Annotated in this window: 22 protein-coding genes; 7 read left to right on the top strand and 15 right to left on the bottom strand. The window is 64.9% G+C overall.

Annotated elements, in window-relative coordinates:
- Positions 1 to 124 precede the first annotated feature (124 nt).
- The 8 genes from PSEMO_RS24015 to PSEMO_RS23980 form a co-directional block, all read right to left on the bottom strand.
- Positions 125 to 2,536: a TonB-dependent siderophore receptor gene (locus tag PSEMO_RS24015; protein ID WP_075805433.1), complete on the bottom strand. Its 2,412-nt coding sequence runs from the start codon at positions 2,534 to 2,536 to the stop codon at positions 125 to 127.
- A gap of 102 nt (positions 2,537 to 2,638) precedes the next feature.
- Positions 2,639 to 3,628 carry a FecR domain-containing protein gene (locus tag PSEMO_RS24010; RefSeq protein WP_075805432.1) on the bottom strand — a complete coding sequence of 330 codons (990 nt, stop codon included), beginning with the start codon at positions 3,626 to 3,628 and terminating at the stop codon, positions 2,639 to 2,641.
- Complete coding sequence (locus PSEMO_RS24005; RefSeq protein ID WP_075805431.1) at positions 3,615 to 4,130, bottom strand: sigma-70 family RNA polymerase sigma factor; 516 nt, start codon at positions 4,128 to 4,130, stop codon at positions 3,615 to 3,617. The genes PSEMO_RS24010 and PSEMO_RS24005 overlap by 14 nt, the downstream gene beginning before the upstream one ends.
- Before the next feature lie 456 nt (positions 4,131 to 4,586).
- A complete protein-coding gene (locus PSEMO_RS24000; protein ID WP_075805430.1) occupies positions 4,587 to 7,046 on the bottom strand; it encodes a TonB-dependent siderophore receptor in 2,460 nt (819 codons plus the stop codon).
- 74 nt (positions 7,047 to 7,120) lie between these two features.
- A complete protein-coding gene (locus tag PSEMO_RS23995; RefSeq protein WP_075805429.1) occupies positions 7,121 to 8,062 on the bottom strand; it encodes a FecR domain-containing protein in 942 nt (313 codons plus the stop codon).
- Positions 8,059 to 8,568 carry a sigma-70 family RNA polymerase sigma factor gene (locus PSEMO_RS23990; protein ID WP_075805428.1) on the bottom strand — a complete coding sequence of 170 codons (510 nt, stop codon included), beginning with the start codon at positions 8,566 to 8,568 and terminating at the stop codon, positions 8,059 to 8,061. The genes PSEMO_RS23995 and PSEMO_RS23990 overlap by 4 nt, the downstream gene beginning before the upstream one ends.
- A 51-nt stretch (positions 8,569 to 8,619) precedes the next feature.
- Complete coding sequence (locus tag PSEMO_RS23985; protein WP_075805427.1) at positions 8,620 to 8,811, bottom strand: DUF2986 domain-containing protein; 192 nt, start codon at positions 8,809 to 8,811, stop codon at positions 8,620 to 8,622.
- An 85-nt stretch (positions 8,812 to 8,896) separates the two neighbouring features.
- Positions 8,897 to 9,595, bottom strand: a complete 699-nt coding sequence (locus PSEMO_RS23980) for a hypothetical protein (RefSeq protein WP_075805426.1) — start codon at positions 9,593 to 9,595, stop codon at positions 8,897 to 8,899.
- Positions 9,596 to 9,716: 121 nt separating this feature from the next.
- Between PSEMO_RS23980 and PSEMO_RS23975 the strand changes: the two genes are divergently transcribed.
- Positions 9,717 to 10,364: a hypothetical protein gene (locus PSEMO_RS23975; RefSeq protein ID WP_075805425.1), complete on the top strand. Its 648-nt coding sequence runs from the start codon at positions 9,717 to 9,719 to the stop codon at positions 10,362 to 10,364.
- A 185-nt stretch (positions 10,365 to 10,549) separates the two neighbouring features.
- Here PSEMO_RS23975 and PSEMO_RS33595 read toward each other — a convergent pair whose 3' ends face one another.
- Complete coding sequence (locus PSEMO_RS33595; RefSeq protein ID WP_178392044.1) at positions 10,550 to 10,915, bottom strand: hypothetical protein; 366 nt, start codon at positions 10,913 to 10,915, stop codon at positions 10,550 to 10,552.
- 370 nt (positions 10,916 to 11,285) lie between these two features.
- Between PSEMO_RS33595 and PSEMO_RS23960 the strand changes: the two genes are divergently transcribed.
- Positions 11,286 to 12,473, top strand: coding sequence for an MFS transporter (locus PSEMO_RS23960; protein ID WP_075805424.1), 1,188 nt, complete (start codon positions 11,286 to 11,288; stop codon positions 12,471 to 12,473).
- Here the strand turns inward: PSEMO_RS23960 and PSEMO_RS23955 are convergent, their stop codons facing one another.
- The 6 genes from PSEMO_RS23955 to PSEMO_RS23930 all read right to left on the bottom strand — a co-directional run bounded on the left by PSEMO_RS23955 (position 12,474) and on the right by PSEMO_RS23930 (position 19,040).
- Entirely contained in the window at positions 12,474 to 13,403 is a 930-nt protein-coding gene (locus PSEMO_RS23955; RefSeq protein WP_075805423.1) for a LysR family transcriptional regulator, read from the bottom strand.
- 71 nt (positions 13,404 to 13,474) lie between these two features.
- Positions 13,475 to 14,725: an aspartate aminotransferase family protein gene (locus tag PSEMO_RS23950; RefSeq protein WP_075805422.1), complete on the bottom strand. Its 1,251-nt coding sequence runs from the start codon at positions 14,723 to 14,725 to the stop codon at positions 13,475 to 13,477.
- Positions 14,726 to 14,750: 25 nt separating this feature from the next.
- A complete protein-coding gene (locus PSEMO_RS23945) occupies positions 14,751 to 15,656 on the bottom strand; it encodes a LysR family transcriptional regulator (RefSeq protein ID WP_075805421.1) in 906 nt (301 codons plus the stop codon).
- Positions 15,657 to 15,690: 34 nt separating this feature from the next.
- A complete protein-coding gene (locus tag PSEMO_RS23940) occupies positions 15,691 to 16,227 on the bottom strand; it encodes a 2,4'-dihydroxyacetophenone dioxygenase family protein (RefSeq protein ID WP_075805420.1) in 537 nt (178 codons plus the stop codon).
- 127 nt (positions 16,228 to 16,354) lie between these two features.
- A complete protein-coding gene (locus PSEMO_RS23935; RefSeq protein ID WP_075805419.1) occupies positions 16,355 to 17,767 on the bottom strand; it encodes an amino acid permease in 1,413 nt (470 codons plus the stop codon).
- A 262-nt stretch (positions 17,768 to 18,029) separates the two neighbouring features.
- Entirely contained in the window at positions 18,030 to 19,040 is a 1,011-nt protein-coding gene (locus PSEMO_RS23930; protein WP_256721187.1) for an AraC-like ligand-binding domain-containing protein, read from the bottom strand.
- A 248-nt stretch (positions 19,041 to 19,288) separates the two neighbouring features.
- On the opposite strand from PSEMO_RS23930, the gene PSEMO_RS23925 reads away from it, so the two are divergent.
- Genes PSEMO_RS23925 through PSEMO_RS23905 form a run of 5 tightly spaced genes read left to right on the top strand, consistent with a single transcriptional unit; the run spans position 19,289 to position 24,069 of the window.
- Complete coding sequence (locus PSEMO_RS23925) at positions 19,289 to 20,185, top strand: transporter (RefSeq protein ID WP_081430326.1); 897 nt, start codon at positions 19,289 to 19,291, stop codon at positions 20,183 to 20,185.
- Between the two features lie 40 nt (positions 20,186 to 20,225).
- Positions 20,226 to 21,266: a phenylacetaldoxime dehydratase family protein gene (locus tag PSEMO_RS23920; protein ID WP_075805418.1), complete on the top strand. Its 1,041-nt coding sequence runs from the start codon at positions 20,226 to 20,228 to the stop codon at positions 21,264 to 21,266.
- Positions 21,267 to 21,282: 16 nt separating this feature from the next.
- Positions 21,283 to 21,888 carry a nitrile hydratase subunit alpha gene (gene nthA, locus PSEMO_RS23915; protein WP_075805417.1) on the top strand — a complete coding sequence of 202 codons (606 nt, stop codon included), beginning with the start codon at positions 21,283 to 21,285 and terminating at the stop codon, positions 21,886 to 21,888.
- Positions 21,888 to 22,520, top strand: coding sequence for a nitrile hydratase subunit beta (gene nthB, locus PSEMO_RS23910; RefSeq protein ID WP_075805416.1), 633 nt, complete (start codon positions 21,888 to 21,890; stop codon positions 22,518 to 22,520). Before nthA ends, nthB begins: the two co-directional genes overlap by 1 nt.
- A gap of 31 nt (positions 22,521 to 22,551) precedes the next feature.
- Positions 22,552 to 24,069, top strand: a complete 1,518-nt coding sequence (locus tag PSEMO_RS23905; RefSeq protein WP_075805415.1) for an amidase — start codon at positions 22,552 to 22,554, stop codon at positions 24,067 to 24,069.
- Positions 24,070 to 24,248: the final 179 nt, after the last annotated feature.

Below are 24,248 nucleotides of genomic sequence, written 5' to 3'. Positions count from 1 at the left end.
CGTTATCCTGGCCAGCCTGGGAGTGGCGCCCTGGTCAATCGGCACCTGCCGTGGCCATTGACCACACCCAATGATGCCTGCGCGAGGGGCACCTTCAGGTGCCCCTCGCGCAGGCCGTTCGCCCTTACCAGTTGTAACTCAACTTCGCCGTCACTTCCCGCCCCGGGTTGTAGTAGTTCGCCGTACCCGACCCCACGACATGCTGCTCGTCCAGCAGGTTGCTGACGTTCAGGGCCAGTTCGGTACCCTTGGCGATCTTGTAGTTGAAGGCGGCATCGAACAACGTGGTGCCATCGGTCTTGCGGGTGTTGGCGGCATCCAGGTAGTAGGCGCCGACATAACGCGCGCCCAGGCCAACGCTCACGTCGGTACCCGGCACGTCGTAGTAGCTCCACAGCGAAGCGGAATGCCGCGGTGCGGTGGTGAACTCATTGCCCTTGAGCGAGCTGCCGTCTCTCAGCGAACCGCGCAGCACATCGGACTGCATGTACGAGTAGCCGCCTACCAGGCTGAGGTTCTGCGTGACCTGTGCCTTGCCTTCCAGGTCCAGGCCGCGGACCCGCGATTCGCCCACGGTCTGCTGCTCGATGATGCCGCTCGGCAACACCACGGCGATGGTGACGTTTTCCTGGGTCAGGTCGTACACGGCCGCCGAGAACAGCGCGTTCATGCCCATTGGCGAGTATTTCACGCCCACCTCGTACTGCCGGCCGGTCTGCGGCGTGACGCCCACCTGAGGCGGCGAAACCGATTCCACCATGCTGACATAGCTGGATACCTCGTCGTTGACGATGTAGGTCAATGCCCCGCGGTAGGAGGTTTCCGAGAAGTTGTCCTTGTCGTCGAACTGCACCGGGCTGGAGAACTGGTTGTAACCCTTGCTGGACAGGTCCATGGAGTCGTTGCGCACGCCGGCAGTGACAATGAAACGCTCGTAGAACGACAGGTTCTGCTGGAGGAACACGGCCTTGGTCCTGGCCTCGTTCTTTTTCGCGGTGTACGGCGTCAGCGTTGCCGGAACACCGGTGAACACCGGGTTGGCGATGTCGATCGAGGACACCAGGTCGTACACCGAGCTGTCCTTGGTCGAGGAGTCGAGGTATTCCACGCCCACCAGGCTGCTGCTGTCGATGTTCTCGAAGCGGGCATCGTATTGCAGCATCAGGTTGCCGTTGAACTGGGTGGCGTCGCTGTCCGTGCCCAGCAGGTAGCGGGGAATGGTAGTACCAACACGCGAGGCGTTGTCGCTCAGGTACACGTAGCCATAGTCATCGCTCAGCTTGCTGTAGCGCATATTGCTGCGCAGCACGAAACCGTTGTCGAAGTCGTGGGTGATGTTGCCGCTGAGGCTGGTGCGCTCGACATCGTGGAAGTTGTAGCCCGGCTCGCCGAAGAAATCGCTGCGATCGTATTCCTTGTCCAGCGGCGAGCCACCGTTGTTGGGCGTGCTTTCGGTCTTCAGGTGATCGAGGATCACGGTGGCCGAAGTGTAGTCGCTCGGCGCCCAGGTCAGGCCGCCCATGACCAGGCGGTTGTCGTCCTGGGAGTGATCGTATTCGCGGTCGCTGTTCTGCCCTTTGGCGACAAAGCGGCCGGCCAGGGTCTTGTCGTCGTTCAGCGCATCGGTCACATCGATGCCGCTCTCGATATGGTTGAACGAGCCATAGGTCACGTAGCCCTGGCCCGACGCCTCGAAGCGCGGCTGCTTGCTGACGAAGTTCACCGAGCCACCCGGGTCCGCCGGGCCGAACAGCGTAGAGTTGGCGCCGCGGATGATCTCGATGCGCTCATAGGCGAACGGATCTTCGCGCACACCGCGCATCGAACTCAGGGTCAGGCCGTCACGGTAAGTGGTGGCCTGGAAGCCGCGGATCTGGAAGTAGTCGTTGCGGTCGTCCGAGCCGTAGTAGTCGCTGACCACACCCGGGGTGTACTGCAGCGCTTCTTCCGTGGTGCTGACGCTGCGTTGCTCCATTTCCTTGCCGGTCACCACCGATACCGAAGCGGGCGTGTTGAGAATGCTGGTCGCCACCTTGCCGCCGACCCAGAGCTCCTGGGCGACCACCGAGTTGGCGTCGTCGTCGGCACTGACCTTGATCTTGGAATTGATGATCACCGGCGCCAGTCGGTAGTCATCGATGGACGTGGCGTCCAGCTCCACCGGGCCGGCCGCCGCCGGCTGGGCGACCAGCAGGTAGGCGCCGGGCCCCTGCTGCTCGATCTGCAAGCCACTGCCCTGCAACAACGAGGACAACGCGGCGGCGGTATCGAAGTTGCCGTTCACGCCCTGGGTCATGCGATTGGCGACGCTCGCGGCGTCGAAAGACAGGCTGATGCCCGCCTCCCGTGCGAAGCGGTCAAGTGCAGGTGCCAGTGGACCGGCGGCGATGCTCCAGTGCTGGACCAGGCTGCCAGGTGCAGCGCTCGCGGTTTGCGCCAGCGTCGGCAGGGCATGGCTGCTGACGATCAAGCCAAGGATCGCGCCCTGCAAGGCACGGCTCAGGGGATGGCGCTGTGGGACCGGGGAAGAACTCATTATCTCGCTCCGTGGAAGGGTGTCGGCAAACTGGCCTGTACTGCGGCCTTCCTTACAGGTCGAGCGAGAATGCGAAACCACCTCATTTATTTTTCGGAGGCTTCAACTGGCGGCGGTCAGGGTCACCCAGTAGCGGGTCCGGTAGTCGACCCGCAGACGCAGCGACTTGGCGACCAGCGCCAGGACCTGGTCGTTGTCGGCCAACTGGAAGGTGCCGGATACCCGCCGATCGGCCACCTCCGGGGCGCAGCGCAGGACGCCCGGGCGATAGCGCGACAGCTCGGCGGTGAAATCACCCAGGCGCATGTCGTGGGCGGTGATCACTCCGTCGCCCCAGCCCCAGACATCCAGGCCGTTGTCCTTGACCTCACGGGGCCCCTGGGCGGTGAAGAACAGCTGGTTCGCGGCCTGGACTGCACCGCTGTCACTCTCGCCCAGGGGCTGGACAGAGCCGGTAAACACTTCCACCGTACCGCCCTGCACCGCCAGCAAGGTCCCGTCCTCCTGCTCGCGCACCAGGAAACGCGGACTGTGGGAGCGCACCAGTCCGTCGCGGGTCTTGACCCAGAACGGTCGTGGTTGCGATGCATGCTCGTCCGCGCCGACGTTCACGATGATCTCCCCGCGCAGCAGGGTGATCAGGCGCCGTTGCGGGTCGAAGTGGCTGTCCACGGCGCTGTCGCTGTTGAGCTGGACCAGGCTGCCATCGTCGAGCTGGAAGTCGCGCCGTTCGCCAGTGTCGCTGCGCTGCTGGGCAAACAGCGTCGGCAGTGGCGTGTAGTCGCGGGCAAGCCAGGCGGCCGTGCCGACTGCAGAGAACAGGCCCAGCAGCTTGAGGCTTTGCCGTCGGCGCATGCCCTTGCTGGCACCGGCGAGGGTCTGCCGGGCCAGTTGCGGGGGAATTCCGGCCAGCTCATCGCCCAGCCCCGCCACCCGCTGCCAGGCCAGGGCGTGCTCCGGGCGCTGTTGCAGCCAGTGCTCGAAGTTGCGCTGTGAGCGCTCATCGGCCTGGTTGAAGCGCAAGCGCACGAGCCAATCGATCGCCTGGTCGACAACGGCCGGATCCAGCACCTGCGGCTCAGGCTTCGACATAGCGCAACCGATAGCAGTGTTGCAGGGCCAGGGCCAGGTCGCGTTCCACGGTGGCGCGGGAAACCTCCAGCTTCGCGGCGATCTGCGGACAGCTCAAGCCATCGAGGTGAGCCAGCAGGAACGCCTGCCGGGCCCGTGGCTTGAGGCGGTCGAGCATGCGGTCGATGCGTTCGAGTGCATCGAGGATCAGCAGCCGGTCTTCTTCGCTGGGCACCTCTTGCGCGGGCAATGCCTCGATGCTTTGCAGGTAGGCCCGCTCCAGCTCGCGACGGCGGAACTGGTCGATCATCAGCCCGCGGGCGATGCTGCTGAGGTAGGCACGAGGTTCGCGCAGGGGGCTTGCCTGGCGGGACTTGAGCAGGCGCACGAAGGTGTCCTGGGCCAGGTCGGCGGCGTGTTCATGGCAGCCGACCCGCCGGCTCAGCCAGCCGCGCAGCCAGGAGTGATGGGTGCGATAGAGCAGCTCTGGATCGGCAGTAGCTAATGAATCGTCGCTGCGCATCGGCGTCCCGGGAGAATACATGATTGATAATAATTTGCATTCTACTCACGCAGGCAGCTACCACGCAAATGGGTGTGCCGAACGGGCTCGCCGAAACACAACGCGGACCTTTTGGGAGCGGGTTCACCCGCGATTACGTCGGTGAACCCACCATTGCAATCGCTGGCGAGCCAGCTCCCACAGTGACCGCGTCGTACCCGGGATTGATGGCTGGCAGGAACCCTGTGGGAGCTGGCTTGTCGGACCGCCGAACCGCAGCGATTACGGTGGTGAATTCACGGCCCTCATCGCGGGTGAACCCGCTCCCACAGGGTCCGCGTCGTACCCGGGATTGATGGCTGGCAGGAACCCTGTGGGAGCTGGCTTGTCGGACCGCCGAACCGCAGCGATTGCGGTGGTGAATTCACTACCCTCATCGCGGGTGAACCCGCTCCCACAGGGTCCGCGCCAGGTCGATCAGAAATCAGCCCGCAACGTCACCGTGTAGTTGCGCGGATCCCCGTAATGGTTCGCCGCATACAACCAGCCGATCGTCGAGAAGTACTTCTTGTCGAACAGGTTGTTGCCATTGAGCGCCACGCTGAAGTTCTTGTTGATCCGGTACGCTACCCGCGCATTCCAGATCGCATACCCCGCCTGCTCGATGTCCCCGACCCCATCCGTGCCACCGAAGTTGGCGTGGTAGTTCCTGCTCTGGATATTCGCGCCGCCACCGACCGTCCATTGCTCCAGTTGGCCCGGCAGGTTGTAGTCGGCCCAGAAGCGCAGCAAGTGACGCGGGGTATAGCTGTTGAACGTGCCACCCGCCGTCGAGACATCATCCTTCGGATCGTTGAGGTACTCGGTGCTGGTGTAGGTATACCCGGCGAACAACTGCAGCCCCGCCAGTACCTCGCCGCTGATCTCGGCGTCGAAGCCCTGGGCGCGCACCTTGCCGCCGGCGACATAGCAGTCGTTGTTGCAGAGCGGATTGTTGGTCAGCTGGGCGCGGTTTTCCTGGTCGACGCGGAACAGCGCAAAGCTGGTGTTGACCCGGCCATCGAGCAGCTCGCCCTTCAAGCCGAGCTCGTAGTTGGAGCCCGTCAGCGGTTCGAGCGTGGTGCTCTGTGCGGTCAGCTCGGTCTGCGGCTTGAAGATATCGGCATAGCTGACGTAGGTGGACCATTGCTCGTTGAGCGCGTAGATCAAGCCGCCGTAGGGAGTGAATTCGCCGCTTTCCCGGGAGCGGGCCGGGTCCGGGGAGGCCGCGTTGAAGCGGTGCAGCTCATAGTCGTACTTGTAGTTGCTGCTGCGCCCGCCCAGCACCAGGGTCAGCGGCTCCGCCAGCTTGTAGCGGACCACGCCATAGATCCCGTTCTGGCTGATCTTGCCCTGGGAAGTACCGGCATAGGTGGTGCCCAGCAGTTGCTCCATGGTCGGGCGCTGCGGCGAGACCGGGTCGTAGATATTGATCGAGCCCAGGTTGAGCAGACCGCCCTGCAGGTCATCGGTCTTCAGGTCGCTGGCATTGGCCCCGACCACCACTTCATGCTCCAGGTCGAAGGCCCGCCATTTGCCGGTGAGGTTGATATCGGCGCCCTTGTTGACGTTCTCGAAGTCGTACAGATAGGCCCGGGAACGCATGCCATCGCCGGTAGCCGGATCGACCGAGCCGCGGCCGAAGCTGTAGAGAATGTAGTTGGTCTCGCGCAGGTAGCTGCCCGACGCCTTCAACCGCCAGTCGTCGTTGAAGTCATGGGTGATATCGGCAAAGTAAGTGGTCTGCTTGTTGTTCCACTTGTTCCAGTCGGCGCCGGTAAAGGTCGAGCGCCCGGCGTTCACCGCGCTGCCATCCTTGTTGCGCGGCAGGCCACTAAAGAACGGCACGGCGTGCAGGTCTTCGACACTGGCGCCGGCCGCCACCGTGGTGCTGTCGCCCAGGTCATATTCGAGGATGCCGTAGAGCACGTTCTTGCGGCTTTCGGCGGTGTCGTAGAAATAGTCCTGGTCTTCATGGGCGGCGACCATGCGCCCGCGCAGGGCACCATCGGCAGTCAGTGGCGCGCTGGCATCGATGGTTTGCCGGTAGCTGTCCCAGGAGCCGGCGCTGGCGGTGACGGACAGCGCCGCCTCGGCCTTGGGCCGCTTGCGCACCAGGTTGATCGCCGCCCCGGGATTGCCGCTGCCCTGCAGCAGGCCGTTGGCGCCGCGCAGGATTTCCACGCGGTCGTACAACAGGGTGTCCGAGGTGAAGCTGCTGCCGATCGCGTAGTAGCGACGGTCCAGCGGCACGCCGTCGTACTGGATGGTTTCCACCTCGAAGCCGCGGGAATAGATGTACTTGCCCCCGGACGGGCTCTGGAAGGTGGTGACCCCGGTGGTCTTTTCCAGCACGTCGTCGAGGGTGTCCAGGCGCTGGTCGTCCATGGCCTTGCGCGTCACCACGCTGACCGACTGCGGGATGTCCTTGAGGCGATGGGTGGACTTGCCGATGGTGACCGCATTGGAGGTATAGCTGCCCGAGTCTTCGGTGGTCGCGTCGACATGCACGCCGGTAATGCCCAAGGGCGCCAGGTCCAGGGAGCCCGAAGCCGGCAGTGGTTCCAGGCCGTAGACGTCGTCCCCACGACGCACGGCCTGCAGGCCGGTCCCGGCGAGCAATTTGAAGAAGCCTTCTTCGATCCCGTAGTTGCCCTGCAGGCCGGGGCTGGACAGATCGCGGACCAGCGCCGGGGTGTATTGCAGGGTGACCCCGCCTTCGCTGGCAAAACGCGCCAGCACCTGGGCCAGGCTGCCGGAGGCAATGCTGTAGGCCTGCGGCGCCTGCGCCGGCGCGGCCAGGGCGGACAGGCTCGCGCCCTGCAGGGCGAGGGTCAGCGCGCTCAAGGCCAGCAGGTGGCGATAGCCGGGGTTGCGGGGTGAAGAAGAGCGAATCATGAAGTGAGGGTCCCTATGTTGTTGGCAGTTCCATACACAAGGACTGACGAGCTGGAAAAACGGGCCAACTTTTTTCAAAGCGCCGTGACGGTGACCCAGTAGCGGGTGCGGTACTCGACCTGGACCGCCAGCGTGGCCGGCAATGCGGCAAGAATCCGCTCGGTGTTGTCGAGCTGGAACGCGCCGCTGATCAACAGGCGGGAAACCTCGGGCTGGCACCTCAGCCAGCCGTTGCGATAACGGCCCAGTTCGCCAAGGAACTCGGCCAGGGGCATTTCCTCGACGATCAACTGGCCGCGGGTCCACTGGCTGTCCTGCTCGCGTGCCGGACCAACGGTCCCCTGCCCTCGCGCGCTGAAGGTCAACTGCTGGCCGGCGGCGAGGGTCTGCTGCGGACCGCTCAGCGGGCTGACCCGCACTGCGCCCTGGAACACGCTCAGTTGCGTGCTGGCGTCGCGCTGACGGACCAGGAAGCGGGTGCCGAGCGCCTCCATCAGGCCTTCCCCGCTGGCGACCCGCAGTGGGCGGTGATGCGTGCTTTGCGGGTCGGCGCCGCTGTCCACGAGGATCTCGCCGCGCTTGAGAATCACCAGGCGCTGGGCTTCGTCGAACTCGACCTCGACCACGCTATCGGTGTTCACGTCCAGCACCGTGCCGTCCGCCAGGGTCAGGCGGCGGCGCTCGCCAACGGCGGTGGCGTAGCGCTCCTGCGGCATGAGCTGGCGGTAGCCGGCATAGCCGACAGGCGCGAGGATCGCCAGCACCAGCAGTTGCTTGAGCGCCTGGCGCCGCTCGCGGTTGAGCGTGCCCATGGCCAGCCGTTGCGGCAGCAGGCCCAGGCGTGCCTGGACCCGCTCGGCCTTCTGCCACGCCTGTTCGTGCTCCGCCGCCGCCGCCCGCCAGCGCGCGCAGGCCGCCTGCTGCGCCGGGCTGACCTGCTCGTCGAGCATCAGCATCTGCCAGTGGGCGGCCTGGCGAGCGACCTCGGGGGTTATCCGGGCCTGCGCCTGGCTCACAGGAAGTCATCCTCGAACAGGATGCAGGCTTCCAGTGCCCGGGCCATATGGCGCTTCACCGTACGCTCGCCGATGCCCAGGCGCTCGGCCACCTGCACATAGGTCGCGCCCTCCAGCTGGACCATCAGGAACACCGAACGCACGACCGGTTTCAGGCCGTCGAGCAAGGCGTCCAGTTGCTGCAGGGTTTCGCGCATGCAGGCCAGTTCTTCCTCGGACACCACGAACAGCTCGGGCAGTTGCGCGAGCAGGTCCAGGTAGGCACGTTCAAGGGACTGGCGGCGGAAATGATCGTAGACCAGGCGCCGGCCGACGGTGGTCAGGTAAGCCCGGGGGCGTTGCAGGCCGAGGCTGGTGCCGGCTTTCCGTTGTGCCTGGAGGATGCGCAGGAAGGTGTCCTGGGCCAGGTCGGCAGCCTGGGCGGAGCAGCCGATGCGACGGTACAACCACTGCTTGAACCAGCCGTTGTGCTCGGTGTAGACCTGGGTCAGTTCGTCGTTGATCACGGGGGGCCCTCCAGTACGAGGGCCGCATCGTAAATGGTAACGATTATCAGATCAATTAATAACCGTAGTCGTTGAGTCGGGTTGGCTTTCAGGTACGGCACTCGCGCCGTCGCCGGCCTCGGCCGCCAGCTTCAGCCGGTCCGCCTTGGAAACATAGGTATTGCGGTTCTTCGGCGCCAGCTTGGCACTGGCCTTCTTGGCCTTGGCCTTGAACAGTTGCTGCAATTTCTTTTGACGATTCATGGAGTTCTACTCAGCCTGCTGGCGCATCACGCCATTTCGGCCGCCACCTTAAGGAGTCGGGTGCGGCGTGTCCATGACAATTACCCTACGGCCGCAAGCGTTTCCTGGCCTTGGCGCAGTCATTGAGATCGACCGCTTTCTGATAGAACGCCGAACGCTGCGCTCGATTCCAGTCCCCCAGCAGCCGATAGACTTCCGCCTGGTAGTCACGACTGCTGCCCCACTGCAAGGCCATACCCACTGGCTGCCCAGGCTTGCACTCCAGCCACACGCCAGGCTGTGGGAAATACTGCTCGTAACCCGGCATAGCGGCCTCGACAGCCTGTAGCTGCGCCTGATAAAGCGGCGTTTTGGCATGGGCCAGGCACCACGTTGAAATCACCACTGCCGGCGGCGCAAAGCCTTGAGCCAGGCTCTGTTCGAACAGGGGGCAGGCTTTCTCTTCGATCACTTCGCTCGGCGCCAGCAGCATCACCCGGATCAAGCCCAAACGATATTGGGCAACAGGGTGGCCGAGAGCCGCTGCCTGCTCAAGCAACTGCACCGCCGGTTTGAGCAGCGCGCCACCTTCCGCAGCAAGACCCAGGGAACGCTGTTCTTCCGCTTCGCTGGTCTCTGGCGTGATGGCCGTGACCGCTTCGAACTTGCTGTCGGCTTGTTGCAGATAAGGGACAGCCTGCTGATAAAGGCTGTCGCCACGTGGATCGATCTGAAGCGGGCTGGCGACGCAAGCCTGCGACAGCAGGCAGGCGGCCAGGGTGTAGAACCGGTGATGACGAGGCATGAGTGGCTTCCTTGCGGCACATTGCCAGTAGCGTACCGAGTCTCTTGTCTTGAAACCACTGCCACGGGTTTGCTGAACTGTTGAGCGGCCCATCCCACTCCACAAACCATCAAGGCCAGACATGACGTTCACTGATGAAATAGCTGCCGCCTTTTCCCCGACCAACCCTCTCCCGCCGGTCTTGCGCCAGGCAATGGAATTCCTGGAAAGCCAGGGTTGCGTCCGTCACTTCACCAGGACACAACAGCGCTACATATCCTTGTATCCGCAGCCCGAATACGCCAGCCACATCACCTTCCAGGTCCCGGACGTGAGCCACACTGCTATCTGGACCGGCAGCGAAGACCCTGCGATCAACCAGCGCCTGTCGATATTCCTCAGAACCGGTGGTGACGGCTCCTGGGCCGGGCTCTGGCTCGATGACGACAATCGGCAGCGAATCGTTCATCTGGGCTCGGGTTCGGGTTCGACGATGCTCGGCATTCTGGTCAATGACGCGGAGGATCTCCTCCGCCTGCTTGCCATTGGCTACGACGAACTCTGCTGGCCAGAGCAATTCTCCAGTACGCCGGAAGAAGTCCGGGAGCAGGATTCTGACGGTGATACCTATCTACCACCGCCAATGGCCTTGCGAAACCATGTGGAGCACACACTCGGGCCTGGCATCCCGCAGCGCGCAGCGGAGTTTATCTCCAGCCCAGAGAGCATGGATGCGGATGAGTCCACTGATCCTTTCTGGAATTGGCTGAAGCAGGTCAGAAATGAGTGACGAGTAACGGTAATATCCCGCCAGCTACAGTAGTGCATTCTCCATTGCAATCGCTGGCAAGCCAGCTCCCACAGGGTTCTCTGCCGGCCACCAATACCCGGTACGGCGCGGTCACTGTGGGAGCGGGTTTACCCGCGATGACGGCAGTGAATCCACCATCGCCCCACAAGGCCGAGGCGCAATGCTCAGTCCAGTGTGAAGCCTCGCGCCGTCACCATCTCCCGCAGATGCTCCCGCCCGCCCATGTACTCCAGGCTGGTGGTCGAAGCCAGTACCGCCTCCTGCCAGCTTTTTTCACTCATCCCCCGCGCCTGCCGGAATTCCAGGCACGCCGCCTCATACCCCTCCAGATACTCCCGATAGCGCTCCCGCGCATAGCGGTTGTGATGCAGCACCACAGGCTGCGCCGGCCGCGGACGAATCCCGCCCGGACGTTCGGGCTGGTGGGGATGCTGGTGGCGGGGCTGGGGATCGGGCAGGTGCATGCCACGGTGGCGGCCGGCTTTTTCCAGTCCGGCGTGCTGGTGCCGGTGCTGGAGGAGCAGACCCATGCGAGCATTCCGATTTCCCTGGTGTTTCCGCCGAACAAGCGCTTGAACGCGCGGGTACGGGTGTTCGTGGATCGTGGAGCGGGTTCATCAGGCCGCCGAACCGCAGCGATTACGGTAGTGAATCCACTACCGTAATCGCTGGCAAGCCAGCTCCCACAGGGTTCTGTGCCGGCCATCAATCACAGGTACGGCGCGATCACTGTGGGAGCTGGCTTGCCAGCGATTGCGGTAGTGACTTCACCATAGCAATCGGGGTGAACTCCACGCATGAATTAATGAATCCATTTCCTCAAACAAGAGAAAAACCGCCAAAAATAGGAAGCCCAATAATAAATAGACTAGCCCCCTGTTTCTTGGAGCTTCCTCGTTCATGTCCGCACACCAACCCGCCCCTCACCTGGCATCTACCCGCAACACCGCAATCAGCATCGCCATCCTCGCCTTCTCGGCCTTCCTGATCGTCACCACCGAATTCCTGATCGTCGGCCTGCTGCCCGCCCTGGCGCGGGACCTGGACATTTCGATTTCCCTGGCCGGGCAACTGGTCACCCTCTTCGCCTTCACGGTGATGATCTTCGGCCCGCCGCTGACCGCCGCCCTGTCCCACCTGGACCGCAAGCATCTGTTCGTCGCCATCCTGCTGATCTTCGCCGCGTCCAATGCCCTGGCGGCCGCCTCGGACAGCTTCCTGATACTGGCCATCGCGCGAATCATCCCGGCCCTGGCGCTGCCAGTGTTCTGGGGTACCGCCAGTGAAACCGCCGGGCAACTGGCCGGGCCATTGAAGGCGGGCCAGGCCATCTCCAAGGTCTACCTGGGGATCTCGGCGGCCATGCTGCTGGGCATTCCACTGGGGACCGTGGCCGCCAGCGCCATCGGCTGGCGCGGTGCGTTCTGGCTGCTGGCGGGGCTGTCGCTGCTGATGGCCCTGGCGATGATGCTGTACATGCCCAGGGTGGCACGCACCGCGAAGGTCGATTTCATGCAGCAGGCGCGGATCTTCAAGGAGTCCTGGTTCCTCGGCAACGTGCTGCTCTCGGTGCTGGTGTTCAGCGCCATGTTCATCGGCTACACCTACCTGGCCGATATCCTCGAACGGGTCGCGGGCGTACCGGCCACCCAGGTCGGCTGGTGGCTGATGGGCTTCGGCGCCGTCGGCCTGCTGGGCAACTGGATCGGCGGCAAGGCGGTCGATCGCTCGCCGATCAAGGCCACGGCGCTGTTCCTGTTGCTGCTGGCGATCGGCATGGCGGCCATCGTGCCGCTGGCCCAGGCCGGGGTACTGTTCTGCCTGGCGCTCGGGCTCTGGGGCATCGCCAATACGGCGCTGTACCCGATCAGCCAGGTGCGGGTGATGGGCTCGGTGAGTCACTCCCAGGCGCTGGCCGGCAGCACCAACGTCTCGGCGGCGAATGCCGGCATCGGCATTGGCGCAGTGGTCGGCGGGCTGACCATCCCGAGCCTTGGGGTCGAGTCCGTCGGCTACGTGGCCGCCCTGGTGGCATTGCTCGCCTTGCTGGTGATCGTGCCGCTGCGCAAGCTGGCGCCGCAGCCCTGATCAGGCCAGTGCCGTGCTACCGTGCGCGGCCAGCCGGGGCAGCAGGTAGTCCAGCAATGCCCGGACCTTAGGCAGATTCTCCCGGCTTCTGAGCCACACCAGGTGCATCGGCAAGCCGTCCGTGGCCAGCTCCGGCAACACCTCGACCAGGGTCCCGGCATCGATATGCTGCTGGGTCAGCCAGGTCGGCAACTGGCCGATGCCATGCCCGGCCAGCACGGCTGCCACCTCGCCCTCGCCATCCCCCACCGCGATACGCGCCGGCATCGTGCGGCGCTCCATCTCGCCGGGCTGGCGGCCCTTGAAGTGCCAGGGAGTGACCCGCCCGTCGCTGTGCCCGTAGACCACGCAGTGATGGTGCTCCAGGTCCTCCTCGGCAAGCGGTACGCCGTAACGCGCCAGGTACTCGGGAGCGGCACAGAAGATCTGGCGCTGGGCGCCGAAGTAGCGATGCCCGAGGGCGGCCGGCCAGGTGTCCGGCCCACCGATGCGCACGACGATATCGATCCCCTCGTAGACCGGGTCGATAAAGCGGTCGGAGAAGGAAATATGCGGCTGCAGCAAGGGATGAAGACGCAGGAAGTCCATGATCAACGGCAGCACGTGCAGGCGCCCGAAGGAGGCAGGAAGTTCGATACGCACCCGGCCCTGGGGCTCGTTGCCCTTGGCGACGATGGCCTGCTCGACCTCTTCCAGGTCAGCCAGCACCGAGGTGCAGGTGCGATAGAAGGTCACCCCGGCCTCGGTCAGGGCCAGGCTGCGGGTGGTGCGGCTGAACAGCCGGGTACCCAGGCGGTTTTCCAGGCGGGCCACGCTTTTGCTGACGGCGGAGCTGGTGAGGTTCAGGCGCAGCGCCGCCGCGGTGAAGCTGCCCAGGTCGGCGACCGCGACGAACACATCGATACCCTTGAGCCGTTCGGAAGAGAACATGGCGGTTCCACTGTTGCACGAAACCGCCATTAGCTCGCATGGCACCGCGCAAAGCAATGCCAGCCGACAACTTAGTCCCGGCTCGCAAAGCGAGGCGCCAACTGCCCCGCCGCTACCTCGAACGCCGCCCTCATCGCCTCCACGACCTCATCGTCATGCTCGAACGACAGGTAGATTCGCCCATACTGCGACGGCATCACCAGCACCCCGACCGCCCGCAGCGCCAGGTGCAGCTCCCGACTGAACGCCGCATCGCCAAATTCCAGCGCCTCGGCATAACCCTCCGGCGCCCGCTGCGACGGCCAGATGCCGAACACATTGCCGTAGCCACTGGTACTCACCGTGATCCCCCGCGCCGCGAAGATCGCCTGCACGTCCCGGCGCAGCCGTTCACCGCGTTCGATCACGGCGCCATAGTCGGCCCGGTCCAGTTGCTCCAGGGTACCCAGCACCGCCGCACAGGCCAGCGGATTGCCGCTGAAGGTTCCGCCACGCAGTACCTTGCCTTCTTCGAACCCGGCCAGCACCTGCGGCTTGCCGACAATGGCCGACACCGGCACGCCATTGCCGATCGCCTTGCCGATACTGGCGATATCCGGGTCCAACCCGGCCAGTTCACTCGCCAGCCCGGCATGCAGCCTGAAGCCCATCAGCACTTCATCGCTGATCACCAGCGCCCCGTGCCGCCGTGCCACCTCTTGAACGTGTTGCAGAAACCCCGGTGCGGCCATGATGCAACCGGCGTTGGCGAGCATGGGTTCAAGGATCACCGCCGCGATGTCACGGTCCTCGGCGAACAGCCGCTCGACATCCGCGAAGTCGTTGAAACGCAGCAGTGTGGTGCGTGGCGTCAGCGGACGCTGGCCATCGGCAAAATTGGCCTCGGCGGAACCGACGTTGCCAAAGCTCACATCATCGAACCAGCCATCGAACCCGGCCGCCATCTTGGCAATCCGCCCGCGCCCGGTATAAGCCCGGGCCGCCCGACAGGCCAGATGCACGGCTTCACTGCCGGAGTTGGTGAAGATCACCTTGCTCAGCGCCCCGGTATGCGCCGCCAGCGCACTGGCCGCATCATGCTCGCGAACATGGGCCCAGGACGGCGAAGCGGAGTCGGCCAGGGCCTCGGCAACGCGAGCGTTGACCGCATCATTGGCATGACCGAGCAGCACGGCGCCAAAACCCAGGGCCGTGTCGATATAGCGCCGGCCCTGGTCGTCCCACAGGTACGGGCCCTTGCCATTGCGGATAAAGAGGGTCTGGCCGTCGAGCGCCGGGAGAATGCGGGCGGCGCTGGACACATCGCCTACGAGATTGGGCATGGTTACCTCTTGGAAAAGTTGTGCCTCAGCGGGCATTCCACGGGCTGACCGCGAGCTTCTGTTCAAGGAAGTCGCGGAATACCCGGATCCTCGGGCTGAGGTGCTTGCGATTGGTGTAGATCAGGTAGATCGGTTCGGTGCTGTCCTGGGCGTAATCTTCCAGCAGCGGCACCAGACGGCCGTCCTGCAGGTCCTGGCCGATATGGAAGCCGGCCAGGCGCACGATGCCGGCGCCACTCAGCGCCAGGTCACGCAGCATGTCGCCCTGGCCGAAGGTGGCCCGGGGCACGATGGGCACGGTGACGCTTTCACCGTCGACCACGAAGCCCCAGGTGTTCCACACGCTGTTGAAGCCGAAGGAGAAGCAGGTGTGCTCCAGCAACTGCGCCGGATGTTCTGGCGTGCCATGCCGGGCCAGGTACTCGGGCGATGCACAGACGATCCAGCGGCTCTGCCCAACCTTGCGCGCGATGCGCGTGGAGTCCGGCAGTACGCCGCTGTGGATCGCCACGTCCAGGCCCTGGTCGAACTGGTCGCTGAACTGCGCGCCGACCTGGATATCCACGGTCAGCCCCGGGTAGGCGGCGAGAAACTCCGGCAACCAGGGAATGATCTGGTGCTTGGCGAAGGTGGTCATGGTGTGCACGCGCAGGGTGCCGCTGACCCGGGTCGGAAAGGCCTCGGCCAGGGAGTCGGCCTCGGCCATCGCGTTGCTCACCGCACGGGCGCTGACCAGGTACGCGGCGCCCTCCTCGGTCAGGGTCAGGCTGCGGGTGCCACGCTGGAACAGGCGCACCTGCAGGCGATCCTCCAGCCGCGAGATCAGCTTGCTGATGGCCGACGGCGTCAGCCCGCAAGCCCGCGCCGCGGCGGAGAAGTTGCCATGCTCGGCAGCGCCGAGAAAGGCCAGCAGTTGCGAATAATGGTCCATGTCCTGCCTCCGGAACCCGACCTGACCGGCGCGGTCAGCGGATGAACTGCTCGATGTAGTCGTCAGGCAAACCGAGGGACTTGTAGTGCGCCCGGGCGGTTTCCAGCTTGGTGAACACGTCCTCGTAGCCCACGGCGACGCCTTGCGGATCGACATAGGTATAGCCGCCCTGGACGTGGAACCAGGTGATCATCTCTTCGACATCCTCCGGAACGAAAAGTGTGTGGGTCTCTCCCGGCGGCTCGAAGGCGAAGGAACCTTCCTCGGCGATCCAGTCGTGCTCCAGGTAGAACCAGCGGCCCTTGAGTACCAGGGCATGGACGCCGCCGGTATGGCGGTGACGGGACAGCACGCCGCTCTGGCGAACCCGCAGCAGGTTGATGTAGTAGCCGCCGGACACGCTCAGCAGCAGCGGTTTGAAGGAGACCGAGGCGGTCACCGGGACCCACAGCTGGTCGTCTTCGAGCCACTTGCCGAGCACGCCCGGGTGGACCATGTCCGGGGACATGAACGGCACCTGCGGCAGTTGGTAGGGGATAGCCAGTTCATCGGGTTTGCGCACTACGCTCATTGGGATTTCCACATCAGGTTTCGAATGGCCGGCCTGCGATGGGCCGGATTGACGTCAGGTTAGAACCGCGTGTCAGCGGGAAAAAGCAGGTCACCGGCATAGCTGCTGTGACCTGCGGTCATGGCTGTCAGGCGGCTGCCGGGGCTTCGGGCTGCCAGGCACTACGCTGCGCGGACAGGGCCGGCTGGCTCTTCTGCAGATACACGCCGATGCTGATCAGGATGGCGGTCAGGCCCAGGGTGCTGAGCAGCTCCGCGCGTTGCCCGGGGAACGCCGCCATCACCGCGAACACCGCGACGATGAAGGCGATGGTCAGCAGGGTCAGCCAGGGGAACAGCCACATGCGCACTTCCAGGGTCTTGCCCATGGCCAGCAATTTTCGGCGCATGCACAGCTGGGTCACGGCGATCACCAGGTACATCAGCAGGGCCAGGGCGCCGCTGGTGGCGAGGAGGAACTGGAACACCTGGGCCGGCAGCAGGTAGTTGGCCGCCAGGGCGATCAGTGCGGCGACCGAGGTCAGCGCCACTGCCAGCAGCGGCACGCCCTTGGCCGTGGTCCGCGAGACCGCCTGCGGCGCGTCACCACGCCGGGCCAGCGACCAGGCCATGCGCGAGGCGGTGTAGATCGCCGAGTTCAGGCAACTGGTCACCGCCACCAGCACCACGATGCTCATGATCCCCGGCGCCCAGGGGATGTTCATCGCCATCAGCACCGCCTGGTACGAACCCTGGGCCAGGCCCGGGGCATTCCACGGGATCAGGCACACCACCACGAACATCGAGCCGAGGTAGAACAGGCCCAGGCGCCAGACCACGGCGCGGATGGCCTTCTTGATATTGGCTTTCGGGTCGCGGGATTCGGCCGCGGCGATGGTCACCACCTCGCTGCCCTGGAAGCTGAACATCGCCGTGAGCAAGGCGGCGACGATGGCCACGTTGCCCTTGGGCGCGAAGCCGCCGTTGGCCCACAGGTTGCTGATGCCGCTGGTGGACGAGCCGGGCATCAGGCCAAGAATGGCCAGCACCCCGAGCACGATAAAGCCGACGATCGACACCACCTTGAACAGCGACAGCCAGTACTCCAGGGTGCCGAACGAGCCGACGCTGAGGCTGTTGCAGAAGATCAGCACGCCGGTGATGGCGAAGGCCGTCAGCCAGTGCGGCAGGCCCAGCCAGTCACCGAGGATATTGCCGGCGACGATGGCCTCGATGGCGATCACCAGCACGTAGAACCACCAGTACAGCCAGCCGATGGAAAACCCGGCCCAACGGCCGATGGCCTGGTCGGCATAGGAGGAAAACGACCCGGTGTCCGGCCGCGCCGTGGCCATCTCGCCGAGCATCTGCATCACCAGCACCACGATCGCCGCGGCGATCACGTACGCCACCAGCACCGCCGGCCCGGCCGCCGCGATGGCGTTGCTCGAACCCACGAACAGCCCGGCGCCGATCACCCCGCCAATGGAGATCATCGTCACCTGTCTGGTTTTCAGGCCGGTTCCCAGCCTGTTGTTGCTCTCTTCTCGTTCACCACGCATCGGCTCGTACCTCGGTTGCACGCTTGTTGTTGTCATGGGTCGCACTCGGGGGCGGCCCTGCTGACTACGTTAAGCGAGCGGGATACGGCGGATTAGGTGGAATGGCGGCATAGCGGGTGTGACGAGGGTTCAAAGCACGGGTATCGACACTGGACCAGTAGGAGCGTGGCTTGCCCGCGAAGGACCGCGCAGCGGTCCCAAATTAGTGCCAACCATACAAATTTGGGACCGCTGCGCGGTCCTTCGCGGGCAAGCCACGCTCCTACAGGCGTAGGGATGCCGAGAGTCGTTCCTCTTTCCACTCCCGCGGGCTTTGCCCGTGGCATTCGCGAAACACCCGGCTGAAATGCGAGAGGTCATTGAACCCCCAGCGAAACGCCACATCGGAAATTCGCTGGGCCGCCAGCAACGGGTTCTCCAGCTCCCCGGCACAGCGCTCCAGGCGTCGGCGCAACACATAGCGCATCAGCGAACTGCCCTCGCGCTCGAACAGCTTGGCGATATAGCGGGTGGACAGCCCCATGGCCTGGGCGACCTGCCGGGCACTCAGCGCGGGATCGCGCAGGTTGTCATTGATATAGACCTTGACCCGGGTGAGGGTCAGCATCTGCGAGCGTGACTGATCGCCATCCAGCGGCTGCAGGTTGCCCAGGGTCAGGGCGATCAACTGGGTGGCAGACTCCGCCAGGCGCGCCATTTCCTGGGCGCTGAACTGCCCGACCTGCCCGCACAGGGTCTCGAGGAAAGCACGCAACACCCGCCCGCTGGGGTTATCCAGGGAGACCCGGGTCGCGGTCCGACATTCCATGTCCACCACCAACTGGTTCAGGCTGGTACGCGGGATGCTGATGATGATCTGCCGCCAGTCACCGTCGAAGCTCAACTGGTGCGGCCGGGTGGCGTCGTAGATGGCGAACTCCCCCGGCCCGATCCGTGCCCGGTTGTCCCCCTGGGCCAGGGACTCCTGACCATCGAGCATCAGCACCGCAAAATACTTGTCTTCCTCGCGGCAACGCGGATTCAGATGGCGCCGATTGACCGCCTGGGCCGAGGCGCCGACCTCGCTGACCCGCAATGCCTCGCATTTCTGCGAACGCACCCGGCCATGGAACGCCGGGTCGGGCAGCGCGCCGATTTCAACGTCGGCGAACAGGCGCAGGATCATCTCCCGCCAATAGTCCACACGGTCGTGAAAGGAATGGCCGAGGGTCGCCAGCTCGATCCGTTCGCTCGCCCAGTTGGCCGGCGCTTGTGCCCGTGGTGGTTCGATCATCGCGATGCACCCCTGTTATTGATCTTTTCAGGATGGATCCATGGCCTCTGAGGCCCGGTTTCCATTCATACACCAGCCCCGGCAGGCATTCCAGCAGTCCCGACGCAAGGGCCGTCCGGAGCAAATGCTGGTTCTCTTTCAGCCAAGAACCCGTGGGCACAGCGTTTCATCCTTGAGCCACGACAGCGAGGACGTCGAGCGTCAGCGACCAGGCCGGTCACCCGTCCCTCTCCACCCAAGGCAAGCCCATGAAAACAACAAGACCTTTGCTTTGCGAGCTGAAACACAGCGTGATCGCCGGCCTGATCCTGATCGGCGTATCGTTCTCCAGCCTGGCGGCGGAAGTCGCCCCCGGCGACTACGAGCAGTTCCCCGGCGGCGCGACCATCGGCCTGCTCTACTACCAGCATGCGACTACCGACGCGCTGCGCAGCGACGGTCGGTCGGCCAGTTCCGACTTCAATCTGACCTCGGATATCGGCATCCTGCGTCTGCTCCACGTCTTTCAACTGAGTGAACGGATCACCGTCGATCCGCAGTTCCTCCTGCCCTTCGGCCATGTCTCCGGCAATGGCGATGCCTCGGCCCTCGGCGATGCCAGCGGGGTCGGCGACCTGATCCTCACCGCGCCGATCAAGCTGCTGCTCAACGAGGCCCGCGACACCCTCAGCGCCAACGCCTACCTGTACGTGCCGACCGGCAACTACGACCGCGACGATGCCCTGAACCTTGGCGAAAACCGCTGGAAGGTGGATTTCCAGGGCGCCTATATCAAGCACTTCGGCGAGAAGTGGGCGATGGACCTGATCGGCGATGTCATCTGGTATGGCGACAACGACGACTTCGGCCCCGCATCGGCCACCCTGAAGCAGAAAACCTCCTACGGCGCCCAGATCATGGGCCGCTACATGCCCGAGCCGGCCACCAGCCTGGGCGTGGGCATCGGCCAGCTGTGGGGCGGTGAGACCCGGGTGGACGGGGTTGACCGCGATGACTGCCAGCGCAGCACCAACCTGCGCTTCACCGCCAGCCACTTCTTCACGCCCAAGGACCAGCTGCAGTTGCAACTGGGCCGTGACCTCGCCGTGGACAACGGGCCGCGCGAGGACTTCCGCCTGAACCTGCGCTACGCGCACATCTTCTAGCGCCCATCCATAACAACAACGACAACACCTGGAGGCTCCCATGGAATCGGCAATCGACAAGCACCTGCTGTGCCCGCGCCTGCGCGCGCGACGCATCGAAGACGACTACACCCCGCCCTTCCCCGCCTGGGTCGGCCGGGCAGATCCTGCGATCACCCGCTACGTGATGGCCTACCTGGGCGTGCAGAGCAAGGGCGAAAGCCAGCTCGGCGCCGCCTGCGCCGCCCTGCGCCAGATCGTCCAGAGCCTGGAACACGGCGCCGGCCCGCGTTACCACGACATGGCCCATTACCAGGATGCCAGCGGCTACGACAACCTGTTCGTCATCGCCTACTGGGACAACCCCGCCACCTTCGCCCGCTGGCAGCGCGACGAGACCGTCGAGGCCTGGTGGTCGGGCAAGGAGACCGGGCATCAGGGCCTGGGCTTCTTCCGCGAAATCATCAGCCCCGGCGTCGAGCGCTTCGAAACCCTCTACGCCATGCCCGAAGGCATGGAAGGCGTCGGCCTGGCGATGGGCGAGCGCAGCGGCGAGATCCAGGAGCACGGCTATTGGGGTTCGATGCGTGACCGGGTTCCGCTGTCGCAGACCGATGGCATGGCCGCGTCCGGTGAACTCAAGGCCGAGCGCAGCACGCAGCGGGTCCGGGTCTGCGGCCATGAAAACCTGGTGGTGATCCGCTCCGGCCAGGACTGGAGCGAAACCGAGGGCCAGGAACGCCAGCTCTACCTCGGTGAAATGGAACCGGTGCTGCGCGCCGGCATGGACTTCCTGCGCGACCAGGGCCTGCCGGTGGGCTGCTACAGCAACCGCTACGTGCAGCATATCGACGCCCATGGCCAGCCCATGGAGAAGCGTTTCTCGGTCAGCCACTGGCGCTCGATGTCCGCGCTGGAGCGCTGGTCCGAGTCGCACCCGACCCATATCGAGATCTTCGGCACCTTCATGCGCATGGTCCAGACCCTGGGCGGCCAGCTGAAGTGGAAGGGCTATCACGAGGTCAGCGTGCTGCGCGCCCAGGACCAGCACTACGACTACATCAACTGCCATCCCGGCACCGGCCTGATGGCCGGCGTCTGAGCACGAGGAGAACGACATGGACCACAAGCATGCCCCGGCGGGCTCCGCCGCCGAACGCGCCTACGCCCTCAAGCACGCCCTGGCCGAAAAAGGGGTGATCCCGGACGGCTATATCGAACACTTCACCGAGGTCATGGAAACCGACTTCGACCCGGCCAACGGCGCCCGCGTGGTGGCCCGGGCCTGGGTCGACCCGGCCTACCGCGAACTGCTGCTGCGCGACGGCACCGCCGCCTGCGAGCAGTTCGGTTACACCGGCGTGCAGGGCGAATACATCGTCGCCCTGGAAAACACCCCGACCCTGCAGAACGTCATCGTCTGCACCCTGTGCTCGTGCACCGCCTGGCCGGTGCTCGGCCTGCCACCCGACTGGTACAAGAGCTTCGAATACCGCGCCCGGGTGGTGCGCGAGGCCCGCACGGTGCTGCGGGAAATGGGCCTCGACCTGCCCGAGGACGTGGCGATCCGGGTCTGGGACACCACCGCCGAAACCCGCTACATGGTCCTCCCCGTGCGCCCTACGGGCACCGAAGGCTGGAGCGAGGAAGCCCTCGCTGCACTGGTGACCAAGGACGTGCTCATCGGTATTGCCCGCCCCGACATCAGCGGAGGGCGAGCGTAATGGACGGCATCCATGATCTTGGCGGCCTGCAAGGTTTCGGGCCGGTCGCGCACACGGCCAACTCCCTGAGCTACAAGCCGGTGTTCCACGAAGACTGGGAACACCTGGGCTACAGCCTGCTGTTTCTCGGTGCGGGGGAACTGGGCCTGTTCAATGTCGACGAACTGCGCCATGCGATCGAACGCATGGAGCCCCGGCAGTACCTGACCTCCAGCTACTACGACCGGATCGTGGTGGGCACCGCCTCGCTGTTCGTCGAAAAAGGCCTGCTGAGCCGGGAGCGCCTGGCGCAACTGGCCGGTGGCAGCTATCCCCTCGCCTTGTCGATCGGCCCGGGGCGGGCAGCAAACCCGCCGCGCAAACCGTTCGAGGTCGGTGAGCAGGTGCAAGTGCGCGACGAATTCGTCGACGGACATATCCGCATGCCGGGTTATGTCCGCGGCAAGCGCGGCGTGGTGCTGCACCGTACCACCCATGCCTGGCCCTTCCCCGATGCGGTCGGGCATGGCCTGGACAGCGCGCCGGAGCCGACCTACCACGTTCAGTTCACTACCGAAGAGTTGTGGGGCGATGCCGCCGACAGCGGCACGGTAGTGGTCGATCTCTTCGGCGGCTACCTGCTCCCGGCCTGACCAACAGCCACTTTCCCGAGGACACTTCAAGATGACCCTACGCAGACCCGACTTCAATGAACTGGGCCAGATCGCCGAAAGCCTCGGCCTGACCTTGAGCGCTGCACAACTGGATGCCTGCCAGAGCGCGCTGCAGGCCAACTTCGATGCCTATGACCTGCTCGACGAACTGCCCGACTTCCTCCCCGAGGTGCGTTATCCCCGTGGCCCGGTACACAGGCCGGAAGCCGCTGAAAATGCCCTCGGTGCCTGGCAATGCAAGTCGCTGATCCAGGGCGCCGCGAACGGCCCGCTGGCGGGCAAGCGGGTGGTGGTCAAGGACAACATTGCCGTCGCCGGGCTACCGATGTTCAACGGCAGCGTCACCCTCGACGGTTATGTCCCGGAGGTGGACGCCACGGTGGTCAGCCGCCTGCTCGATGCCGGCGCGACCATCACCGGCAAGTCCGTCTGCGAAGCGCTGTGCTTCTCTGGTGGCTCGCATACCTCGGCCAGCGGGCCGGTGCACAACCCCCGGCGGCATGGCTATTCCGCCGGCGGCTCTTCGTCCGGATCGGCGGCGCTGGTGGCGGCCGGCGAAGTGGAAATGGCCCTGGGCAGCGACCAGGGCGGCTCGGTGCGCATTCCTTCGGCGTACTGCGGCGTGTACGGGATGAAACCGACCCATGGCCTGGTGCCCTACACCGGAGCGATGCCGATCGAAGCGACCCTCGACCACCTCGGGCCGATCACCGCCAACGTGCGTGACAATGCGCTGCTGCTCGAAGTCTTGGCCGGCCCGGACGGGCTGGACCCGAGGCAAGTTGCGGTGCCTTCGGAGCGGCGTTATCTGCAAGACCTGGAGCAGGGTGTCGCGGGCATGCGCATCGGCGTTTTGCGCGAGGGTTTCGGGCAGGCCAATTCCGAAGCCGAGGTGGATGACGCCGTGCGCGCAGCGGCCGAGGTGTTCCGTGGGCTGGGGGCTACGGTTGCGGACGTGTCGTTGCCGATGCATGGCCTGGGTCCTGCCATCTGGCTGGCGATCGCCGCCGAGGGTGCTACCGGGCAGATGATGAAGGGCGACAGCCATGGCCTCAACTGGCGCGGGCTGTACCTCACCGGGATGATGGAGCACCACGCGCGCTGGCGCGAACGCGCCGACCAATTGCCGGACACGGTCAAAGTCACCCTGCTGCTGGGCGAGTACGTCAACCGCAACTACGGCGGCCGCTACTACGGCAAGGCGCAGAACCTCGCCCGGCAACTGCGCCTGGCCTATGACGGGCTGTTCGAGGACTACGACCTGCTGCTGATGCCGACCCTGCCCCTGCGTGCGACGCCCCTGCCGGCTGCCGATGCGCCCATGCCGGAGGTGCTCGACCGGGCCTTCGAGATGCTGGGCAACACCTGCGGCTTCGACGCCACCGGGCATCCGGCGATGTCGATTCCCTGTGCTTGCCGGGAGGGGTTGCCGGTGGGGATGCAGTTGGTGGGCCGGTATTTTGCCGAGGGGCAGATTTATCGGGCGGCGTATGCGTTTGAGCGGGCTGCGGAGTGGGAGAGGCGTTAACTGTCGTACTCGCGACTGTGGTGAGACCACTATCGCAATCGCTGGCAAGCCAGCTTCCACAGGGTCCTGAGTCGATCATCAGATCCGGGCACGACGCGGTCACTGTGGGAGCTGGCTTGCCAGCGATTGCGGTGGTGCGGCCACTATTGCAATCACGGGTGAACCCCCACAGAGTCCGT

Origin of the sequence: Pseudomonas putida (genome assembly GCF_001941965.1) — a bacterium.
GTDB classification, from domain to species: Bacteria; Pseudomonadota; Gammaproteobacteria; order Pseudomonadales; family Pseudomonadaceae; genus Aquipseudomonas; species Aquipseudomonas putida_L.
Note: the sequence above shows the minus strand (reverse complement) of the source record. Positions and strands in the feature narration are given on the sequence as shown.

Bases quoted from the DNA above. Each gene is read 5' to 3' on its own strand.
- PSEMO_RS23930 (WP_256721187.1), bottom strand. From the start codon at position 19,040: ATGATCGAACCACCACGGGCACAAGCGCCGGCCAACTGGGCGAGCGAA.
- PSEMO_RS24005 (WP_075805431.1), bottom strand. From the start codon at position 4,130: ATGCGCAGCGACGATTCATTAGCTACTGCCGATCCAGAGCTGCTCTAT.
- PSEMO_RS23960 (WP_075805424.1), top strand. From the start codon at position 11,286: ATGTCCGCACACCAACCCGCCCCTCACCTGGCATCTACCCGCAACACC.
- PSEMO_RS23955 (WP_075805423.1), bottom strand. From the start codon at position 13,403: ATGTTCTCTTCCGAACGGCTCAAGGGTATCGATGTGTTCGTCGCGGTC.
- PSEMO_RS33595 (WP_178392044.1), bottom strand. From the start codon at position 10,915: ATGGGTCTGCTCCTCCAGCACCGGCACCAGCACGCCGGACTGGAAAAA.
- PSEMO_RS23950 (WP_075805422.1), bottom strand. From the start codon at position 14,725: ATGCCCAATCTCGTAGGCGATGTGTCCAGCGCCGCCCGCATTCTCCCG.
- PSEMO_RS23920 (WP_075805418.1), top strand. From the start codon at position 20,226: ATGGAATCGGCAATCGACAAGCACCTGCTGTGCCCGCGCCTGCGCGCG.
- PSEMO_RS24010 (WP_075805432.1), bottom strand. From the start codon at position 3,628: ATGTCGAAGCCTGAGCCGCAGGTGCTGGATCCGGCCGTTGTCGACCAG.
- PSEMO_RS23940 (WP_075805420.1), bottom strand. From the start codon at position 16,227: ATGAGCGTAGTGCGCAAACCCGATGAACTGGCTATCCCCTACCAACTG.
- PSEMO_RS23975 (WP_075805425.1), top strand. From the start codon at position 9,717: ATGACGTTCACTGATGAAATAGCTGCCGCCTTTTCCCCGACCAACCCT.
- PSEMO_RS24000 (WP_075805430.1), bottom strand. From the start codon at position 7,046: ATGATTCGCTCTTCTTCACCCCGCAACCCCGGCTATCGCCACCTGCTG.
- PSEMO_RS24015 (WP_075805433.1), bottom strand. From the start codon at position 2,536: ATGAGTTCTTCCCCGGTCCCACAGCGCCATCCCCTGAGCCGTGCCTTG.
- nthA (WP_075805417.1), top strand. From the start codon at position 21,283: ATGGACCACAAGCATGCCCCGGCGGGCTCCGCCGCCGAACGCGCCTAC.
- PSEMO_RS23935 (WP_075805419.1), bottom strand. From the start codon at position 17,767: ATGCGTGGTGAACGAGAAGAGAGCAACAACAGGCTGGGAACCGGCCTG.
- PSEMO_RS23980 (WP_075805426.1), bottom strand. From the start codon at position 9,595: ATGCCTCGTCATCACCGGTTCTACACCCTGGCCGCCTGCCTGCTGTCG.
- PSEMO_RS23985 (WP_075805427.1), bottom strand. From the start codon at position 8,811: ATGAATCGTCAAAAGAAATTGCAGCAACTGTTCAAGGCCAAGGCCAAG.
- PSEMO_RS23945 (WP_075805421.1), bottom strand. From the start codon at position 15,656: ATGGACCATTATTCGCAACTGCTGGCCTTTCTCGGCGCTGCCGAGCAT.
- PSEMO_RS23925 (WP_081430326.1), top strand. From the start codon at position 19,289: ATGAAAACAACAAGACCTTTGCTTTGCGAGCTGAAACACAGCGTGATC.
- nthB (WP_075805416.1), top strand. From the start codon at position 21,888: ATGGACGGCATCCATGATCTTGGCGGCCTGCAAGGTTTCGGGCCGGTC.
- PSEMO_RS23905 (WP_075805415.1), top strand. From the start codon at position 22,552: ATGACCCTACGCAGACCCGACTTCAATGAACTGGGCCAGATCGCCGAA.